This is a genomic window from Aliamphritea hakodatensis (assembly GCF_024347195.1).
In the GTDB taxonomy this organism is placed as follows: domain Bacteria; phylum Pseudomonadota; class Gammaproteobacteria; order Pseudomonadales; family Balneatricaceae; genus Amphritea; species Amphritea hakodatensis.
The window spans coordinates 4,206,026-4,213,507 of the sequence record NZ_AP025281.1 but is presented as its reverse complement, the minus strand read 5'-3'; the positions used below and the strand labels follow the sequence as shown (position 1 = coordinate 4,213,507).

5 protein-coding genes are annotated in these 7,482 nt (G+C 56.1%); all 5 read right to left on the bottom strand.

Annotated features, from left to right (window positions below; translation table 11 throughout):
- Positions 1-25: 25 nt before the first annotated feature.
- On the bottom strand, positions 26-724 hold the full coding sequence (locus PCI15_RS19255; RefSeq protein ID WP_271271531.1) for an SDR family oxidoreductase: 699 nt from the start codon (positions 722-724) through the stop codon (positions 26-28).
- Between the two features lie 47 nt (positions 725-771).
- Positions 772-1,842 carry an ABC transporter substrate-binding protein gene (locus PCI15_RS19250; RefSeq protein WP_271271530.1) on the bottom strand — a complete coding sequence of 357 codons (1,071 nt, stop codon included), beginning with the start codon at positions 1,840-1,842 and terminating at the stop codon, positions 772-774.
- Positions 1,843-2,021: 179 nt separating this feature from the next.
- Positions 2,022-5,189, bottom strand: coding sequence for an efflux RND transporter permease subunit (locus PCI15_RS19245; RefSeq protein ID WP_271271529.1), 3,168 nt, complete (start codon positions 5,187-5,189; stop codon positions 2,022-2,024).
- Positions 5,190-5,192: 3 nt separating this feature from the next.
- Entirely contained in the window at positions 5,193-6,332 is a 1,140-nt protein-coding gene (locus tag PCI15_RS19240; protein ID WP_271271528.1) for an efflux RND transporter periplasmic adaptor subunit, read from the bottom strand.
- Positions 6,333-6,371: 39 nt separating this feature from the next.
- Positions 6,372-7,457 (bottom strand): DUF418 domain-containing protein, encoded by a 1,086-nt coding sequence (locus tag PCI15_RS19235; RefSeq protein ID WP_271271527.1) that lies wholly within the window; start codon positions 7,455-7,457, stop codon positions 6,372-6,374.
- Between the last annotated feature and the right edge of the window lie 25 nt (positions 7,458-7,482).

The window sequence follows — 7,482 nt, the reverse complement described above, 5'->3', positions numbered from 1 at the left end:
CTCCGGTCAGGGGCCGGTGCCGGCTCTACCAGGGAATGGTGTTGCCGTTGTATTCCAGAAACTGGCCGCTCTGAGCCGGCCCGGCCTGTAACAGTATCTGTTGCAATCCGTTGACGCTTTCAGTGGTACTGATCAGCGCATTCGGCCCGCCCATTTCGGTCTGGACCCAACCCGGGTGCAGGCTGACGACGCTGATGTTCATCGGGGCGAGATCAACCGATAAGCTTTTCACCACCTGATTCACCGCGGTTTTGGAAGATCGGTAAATGTATCCGCCACCACCCTGATTATCGGTAATGCTGCCAACTTTACTGCTGATTACCGCAATCAGTTTTTGCCGGCTGGCTGCAACCTGGGATACAAAGGCCTGCGCCAGCATCAGCGGAGCGATGGTATTGGTTTCCAGCACATCCCGCCATGCCTGCGGATCAACGTTTCCGAAATCATAGCCTTTGGGGCCGTATGATCCGGCGTTGCTGAGTAAAATATCAATGGGGATATCTTTAAGCCGGTCAGATAATGCTGCGGCCTGTGGATAATCCGTGACATCCAGCTCAAAGAGCTCAATGTTGCTGTACTGTGCCGCCAGCGACTGCAGTTCACTGGCGTGTTGTGGCTGCCGGCTACACGCCAGCACCCGCCAGTTGCTGGCGGCAAACTGCCGGGTCAGTTCCAGGCCTATACCGCGGTTAGTCCCGGTGATCAGAATAGTGGAGGTTGTCATTGTCTGATGCTCTGCTGTCTGTAGATGACCCGGAGCATAGCAGAAACTTAGCTGCTGTTGGCGGGGGTCTTTGCCTGTTGTAATGCCCGCTGCCAGATGCTCTTCATAAAGTTGCGTTCCCGGCTGTTCAGCTCAGGCCATTTAAAATCAAAGTTAATACAGGCTTCATCATGGGGGAGGGTGCCGGCGTTTTTAAGTGCGCGATATACGGCTTCGCTGGCCGGAAAACTGTTGAGTTGCTGATAGATTGCCCGGGTTTGAAACGCCTTGCTCAGTGTGAAGTTAATCCATTCTTCGGCAATGCGTTTATGCTGTGGCCGGTCCTGTAAGGTCTTACTCAGGGCGTAGCCGTCGATCCAGACAGTAGTCCCTTCCCGGGGGCAGGCCATCTTCCATTGTTCGCCCCGTTGACGCAGTGCCGGGAAAGAGAATCCCCAGGACGTGGCCAGAGTATGGCCACTGAGGTCGCTGGCCTGATCCACACCGCCCCAGAGCTGGCTGGCATTTTTTACCAGCGCAGTCAGCATCTGCCTGAGCTCAGGTGTGTTGAGTTTATCCACATTGTTTATATCCCCGATACTCATACCGGATGCGAGGGCTGCAATGTAGATATTGGCTTCATAGTAATCAGAATTCACGGTATAGCGGCCCGCATACTCAGGCTGCCACAGGCTTTTCCAGGAACCGGGCGCATTGGGAAGTTGCTGTTGATTATAGGCAAGTCCATAGGGGCCGAAGGTCAGAGGCACAAAGAAAACGTCTTCGCTGGCATCGGCATAACGGATCGCTTTCAGGCGTGGCATCAGGCCGGCATAGTTGGGCACATTGTCCAGGTTAATCGGGATGAGCAGCTGGCGGTCGAGAAATTTGTAGCGTGAATCATTAAAGACACTGTGGCTGGGGGCAATGATATCCACACGGCCAGCCCGGATCGCATCGAAGAAATCATCAGAGGAATCAACATAAGCGATTTCGATATTGAGGGGCACGCCGTATTTTTTCAGGATGAGTTCCCGGAATCTGTCCGCCTGCGAGACAGGCGCATAGCCTTGCCAGGTGAGCATACGCAGGGTGAGAGTGTCAGCGGCCGACGCAGTGCTGAATGTGGTAAACAGCAAGCATAGGAGGCCGGAGGCAAAGATGTTCTTGCGGAAAAACTTTATCGGTCTGAACATTGAATCCTCAAAAACGGGTATTACATCTTTGATTATAAGTAAGATCCCGCGTTGTGAAAGCTTCGGGTACATCATTATAGGCAGTCCGGTTCCGGCGTGCGGCAAGCGACCCCGGGACTATTTTAGTGTTTTGGATGATGTCGGGTCGTAGGTTTACCTTGAGTCGTATGTCTGAGCGGTATCACCGGGGCTAAAAACCGTTTTCCCAGTGATTTAATGTCTTCGGCGATGGCAATCAGCACCGGCACCAGAATCAGCATCAGGGCCGTGGCAAACAGCTCACCATAGGCTAAAGACGCAGCGGCGGGAATCAGATACTGCGCCTGTTCAGAGGTTTCCGACAACAGAGGCACCAGGCCGATAACCGTGGTAGCGGTTGTCAGAAAGATTGCATTAAAGCGGCCGGTGCCGGCGTCCTGCAGGGCGTCGGGTATGTCCATACCGCTGCGCCGGGCATCGTTATAGCGGGTCATCATCACCAGGCTGTCGTTTACCACCACGCCGGTCAGTGCCAGCATGCCGAAAAATGACAACAGCGACAGGGGCAGATCCATAATCATATGTCCCATGGCCGCGCCGATAAACCCGAAGGGGACAATCGACATAATGATAAACGGCTGCCAGTAAGACTTCAGCGGCACCGCCATCAGGATATAAATCAGTACCGCCGCAAGCATCAGTGCCTTGATGAGATTTTTTCGGATACCGCCCATTTCTTCGAGTTCACCGGCGGGCAAAATTTCCACGCCGGGGTAACGGGCCTGCAACTGTTCGGCATATTCACCAAAAATGGCCTGACCGATTTCTTCCGGTGAGGTCTTGCTGCGGTCGATGGCGGCGGAGACGGTATTAACCTGCTTACCATTGCGCCGGTGCAGGGTACCTGCCACATAGGTGCCTTTGAATTCAGCAACCGCATGCAGGGGGATCCAGGCGCCGGTGCTGCTGCGTAACCGGGTTTGCAGTAAGTCGTCCAGCGTGTCACGGTCAGCCCGGGCGTTCTGAATCAGCACTCTTATTTCGTTACTGTCCCGGCGCAGTTTCTGAACTTCGGTTCCACCGAATGCGTAGCCAATCTGCGTGGCTAAGGATTCACTGGTGAATCCCAGCGTCCGGGCTTCGGGCCGTAACCTGATTTCCAGTTCCGGCTGGCCGGTCACCAGGCTGTCGCGCAGCTCACTTACCCCTGTGATTCCGGCCAGATAGGTTTGCAGTTCCTGGCTGGCGGTGGCTAATTGTTGAGTGTCTTTACTCTGTAAACGAATCTGAAAACCGCCGGCAATGTCTTCTGAACCGGCGAAAACCAGCTCAGTGCTGCCTTCCAGCTGTCCGGTGTTTTCCCGCCATTGCCGGGCAATGTCCAGTACGCCCAGTGTTGGCCGGTCGGCGGTGGGGGTCAGTTCCGCAAATATCTGGGCAGATTTTGCGCTGGGAGCAATCAGAAATATGCTGCGGATGGGCGGTTGGTCAAGCCCGGCCTGTTGCTGCAGGTGTTGGTTAAGGGCTTCCCCGGTGGCCTGAATATGCTCAATGTGCTGGCGGGTCAGGCGGAAAGGCGCACGGGCGTCCATCACCAGATTCACCCGGATCAACTGGCCCGGCACATCGGGGAAAAATACCGTCCTTATCTTGCCCATATAGAGCATACCTAATCCCAGAGTACCGGCGGCGATAAACATGATCAGCACGGCATAGCGTTGCCGCAGAGCATGTTTCAGTAACGGGGCATAGATACGATCCCGGAAGCCCAGTAACCCCCGGCGGGCGGTTTGCTGCACCCGATGCCAGAGACGGGCCAGTAAAAAGCGGGGCGGGCGGTCATCCAGATTCATGTGGGCCAGATGGGCCGGTAAAATAAACTTACTTTCGATCAGTGAGAAAATCAGCGCCAGAATCACAATCCCGGAGAAGCCCGCCAGTACTTTGCCCAGTGGGTTGTCCATCAGCAGAATGGGCGCAAAAGCGGCAATGGTTGTCAGGACACCAAATACCGTGGCCACCGCGACTTTTTCAACCCCGGCTTCGGTGCCGGCATACGCATCTTTATGTTTCAGGCGTTCTTCAAACACACTTTCGCCAACCACTACTGCATCGTCCACCAGAATGCCCAGTGCGATGATCAGACCGAAGGTGGTGATATCGTTAAGCGAGTAATCTACCCAGCCGGTGCCGGCCACGGCCAGTGCACCCATCACCGAGATCGGAATGCCCATGGCCACCCAGAACGCCAGCCGGACTTTAAGGAACACCGACAGCATCAGCACCACGAGCAACAGACCCTGCACACCGTTGGTTTTCAACAGTTCAAGCCGGTCGGCAATGTACCCTGATGAATCCCCCCAGACAGTAATGTCTACGTTGGCAGGCAGCTGTGGCTGAAAGGCGTCAATGACCTCATGTACCACGGCTGATATTTCCAGCAGGTTTTCTTTTTTGCCAACCAGTATTTCCATGCCGGTGGTGGAGGCGTTGTTAAAGCGAAACAGGAAATCCCCCTCCAGAAATGTGTCCTGAATATTGGCAATATCCCCCAGTAAAATCTGACTGCCATCCGGCCGCTCAACAATGGGAATGGCCGCGAACTGATGGCTGAAACGGGCACGGTTATCCGTGCGCAGATACAGGGTGCCATCCCGGGTACGCAGGGTACCGGCACGGAAATCCAGAGAACTGGCGCGGATTTTTGCTGTTACGTCTGCCAGAGTCAGCGCTAACTGACGGATTCGCTGCGGCTGAATTTCGATACGGATTTCCCGTGGCTGAATGCCCCAGGTGGTGAGCCGGGAAATTTCTTCACGGGCCAGCAGATTTTCTTTGAGGCGTTCGGAAAGGGTCTGCAGGGTGGCCAGATCGGTATCGCCATAAAGATTGATATACAGGGCGGGGATATCAAATCCATCCGTTTCAATGACCGGGCGTTTGGCTTTTGCCGGCAGATCCTGAATGCCATCGATGCGCAGACGGACCTTATCCAGCAATTGTTGCAGATCCTGTCCGCCGGCTTTTCGCACCGTGACGAATGACGAACCGTTGGCGGACTGAGAGCGGATACTTCGAACCCCCGGCAGCCCTTCCAGAGACTGTTCGATCTTTCGGGTGACCAGTTCATCAACCTGGGCCACTGTCGCCCCGGACCAGCCGGTACTGATCAGTACGGATTCCGGCGGGATTCTTGGAAAACCCTCGATGCGGATTGTCAGGGTGGTCATTACCCCCACAAAGACAATAAAGGCCATCATCAGATTGGCAGCGACCGGGTTGTGGATAAACCAGCGTACGGCGGTTTGCATTGTTTATTCCTCCCTGCCACTGACCCGCATACCCGGCAGGAAGGCTGCCAGCGGGGTGGTGGCAATGCGCCAGCTGCTGACATGGCTGTCGGGATTACGGATGATCAGGCGATTCTGTATCCGGCTGATGACGTCAGGCATCAGGTGTTGCAGCTGGCTGTTCCGGTCCAGATACCAGAGTTTACCGGCCTGGGTCAGGGCGCTGGCGGGAATGTTGAGGGCGTCGGGGATGGTGATACCGGGCAACCCGACTCTGACAAAATCACCGGACAGCACCGGGCTTTCGGTGGCATTGCTGATTTCCATAAAGACCCGGTACTGGCGGCTTTTCTGATCCAGAAATCCGCCGCCCTGACGGATGTCAGCGTGACCCAGCGGCTGGTTATCTTCAGCGAAAAGCTGTGCCTGCCGGCCAGCGACAGGCTGTTGTAACAGTGCCCATTCGTTCCGGCTCAGTTCAACGGTCAGTTCCAGCTGACGGTCATCCACCAGACGTATCATGGCATCTCCGGTATTTACGGTCTGACCCGGGCTGACCATCCGTTCTGTGATAAAACCGGAGAAGGGGGCCAGCGTCGTGGCGTTTTGCAGTGTCAGGCGGGCTGCGTTCAGACGGGCCTTCGCAGCGGCAACGGTTTTTTTTGCAACCCTGAGCTCAGGTAAATGCAGTGCCAGTTCGTTAGCGGGCCGGGTGCCGCGGCTTTTGTATTGCCGCCGTGCGGCGGTGGTTTTACTTTCGGCCCGTAGCAACTGGCGGCGGGCATCCGCAAGTGCTTGCTCCGCCTGAGCAACCTCAGCGATATAAGGGCTGTCTTCCTGACGGATCAGAATCTCGCCTTCTGCTACGTGGCTGCCGGCCAGTGCGGCAGGGGTTACTTCCGTAATCCGTCCGCTGACCGCGGCTTTCAGTTCAGCAGACCAGCGGGGCCGCACCTCAGCAAATGCACTGATACTGATACTGGCCGGCTGGGGGGTGACGGTTTCAACGCTGACCACCGGCAGGCGAGGGGCAGCCTGGGTATGGCTGATATCCACCGTGTCTTCAGTGGTGATCAGCCAGCCGACCACCGTTGCCAGTGCGGTAAAGGCGATGATCAGCCACAGCCAGCGGCGGCGGGGAGCAACAGAAGATTGTTGAGTCATTGGTGTATCCTGAAAAAAACAGACGCTCTGGCGGGCCGCTTAACCGGCCAGCCTGCGCATCAGGCTTTCGGCCGGGCCCCGTTTAAAGCGGCGCGACCAGTGATATGAAAACAGCAGGGACAGGCCACAGAACACGAACGCTGTCATCAGCGAGGTGAAAACGCTGAAGGTGCCAGTCCCTCCCAGCAGGGCTACCGGTCCCATGCCGAGCAAAATATGGGCGATGTACAGAGTCAGGCTGTGGCGGCCCGCCGGTGTTAAGTAGCTCAGCAATTTGCTGTTCTGCAGTTGTTGCCCCAGCAACAGGCTGAGTCCGGTGACGGTTGCCGCTGTACCGCAGCCGGCGAGAAAGTACAGGGGCATCGGCGGTACAGCATCGGTGGTTCCCAGATCCGCCAGTTCCGGATCAATACTGCTCAAGAAGGGGATCAGCAGGGTGCTGGCCAGCTCTGCCCCTGCGACCGCAACGGTACCTGCGGCAATTAACCACCACCGCGTGCCGGGTTGCTGCAGCTGGCAACGGCTGAGCACCATACCGAAGAGTAAATATCCCAGCCAGGGCGTGACCGGATGCCAGCCGTTGAAGAACAGGTTGCGGATGAAACCGCCCGGGGTCCAGAAGTCGGTATAACTGAGGTCGGTAAAGTTCCAGCCGGTGCTGAAATCCAGCGTGAGAATCAGCAACACGCTGAGGATATTGAGGCTGACGATGACGGTTATCAGATAGCCTGTGCGGAGGGAGAGCAACAGGGCCCCGAAAAAGAAATACACCGCGTAGTAATGGAGAATATCGGCATCGAAGATCAGCATATTCAGCAGGCCCAGTACCAGCAGAAAAACCGACCGTTTCAGGGTAACAATGGCAGTGGCGAAGGTTGACTGTTCCGGGGCAGCCCGCATGCCCGCCAGCCCCAGACCGATACCTGCCAGTACCACAAAGGTGGCGGCAGCCCTGCCTTCCAGCAGGCTTAACAGCTGCCCCAGTGTGCTGAAGTCATTATCGGAATCACCGCTGAAAATAATCCGGAAGTTGACGATGACCATTCCCACAAAGGCCAGAAACCGGGCGATATCCAGTCCGTCCAGCCGTGTAGTATGAAGTGTGTGTGATTGTGACAGCGACACCCGCTAACTCCTGCCTGAAAAATAG

Coding starts and splice junctions, on each gene's coding strand:
- PCI15_RS19245 (WP_271271529.1), bottom strand. CDS start 5,189: ATGCAAACCGCCGTACGCTGGTTTATCCACAACCCGGTCGCTGCCAAT.
- PCI15_RS19240 (WP_271271528.1), bottom strand. CDS start 6,332: ATGACTCAACAATCTTCTGTTGCTCCCCGCCGCCGCTGGCTGTGGCTG.
- PCI15_RS19255 (WP_271271531.1), bottom strand. CDS start 724: ATGACAACCTCCACTATTCTGATCACCGGGACTAACCGCGGTATAGGC.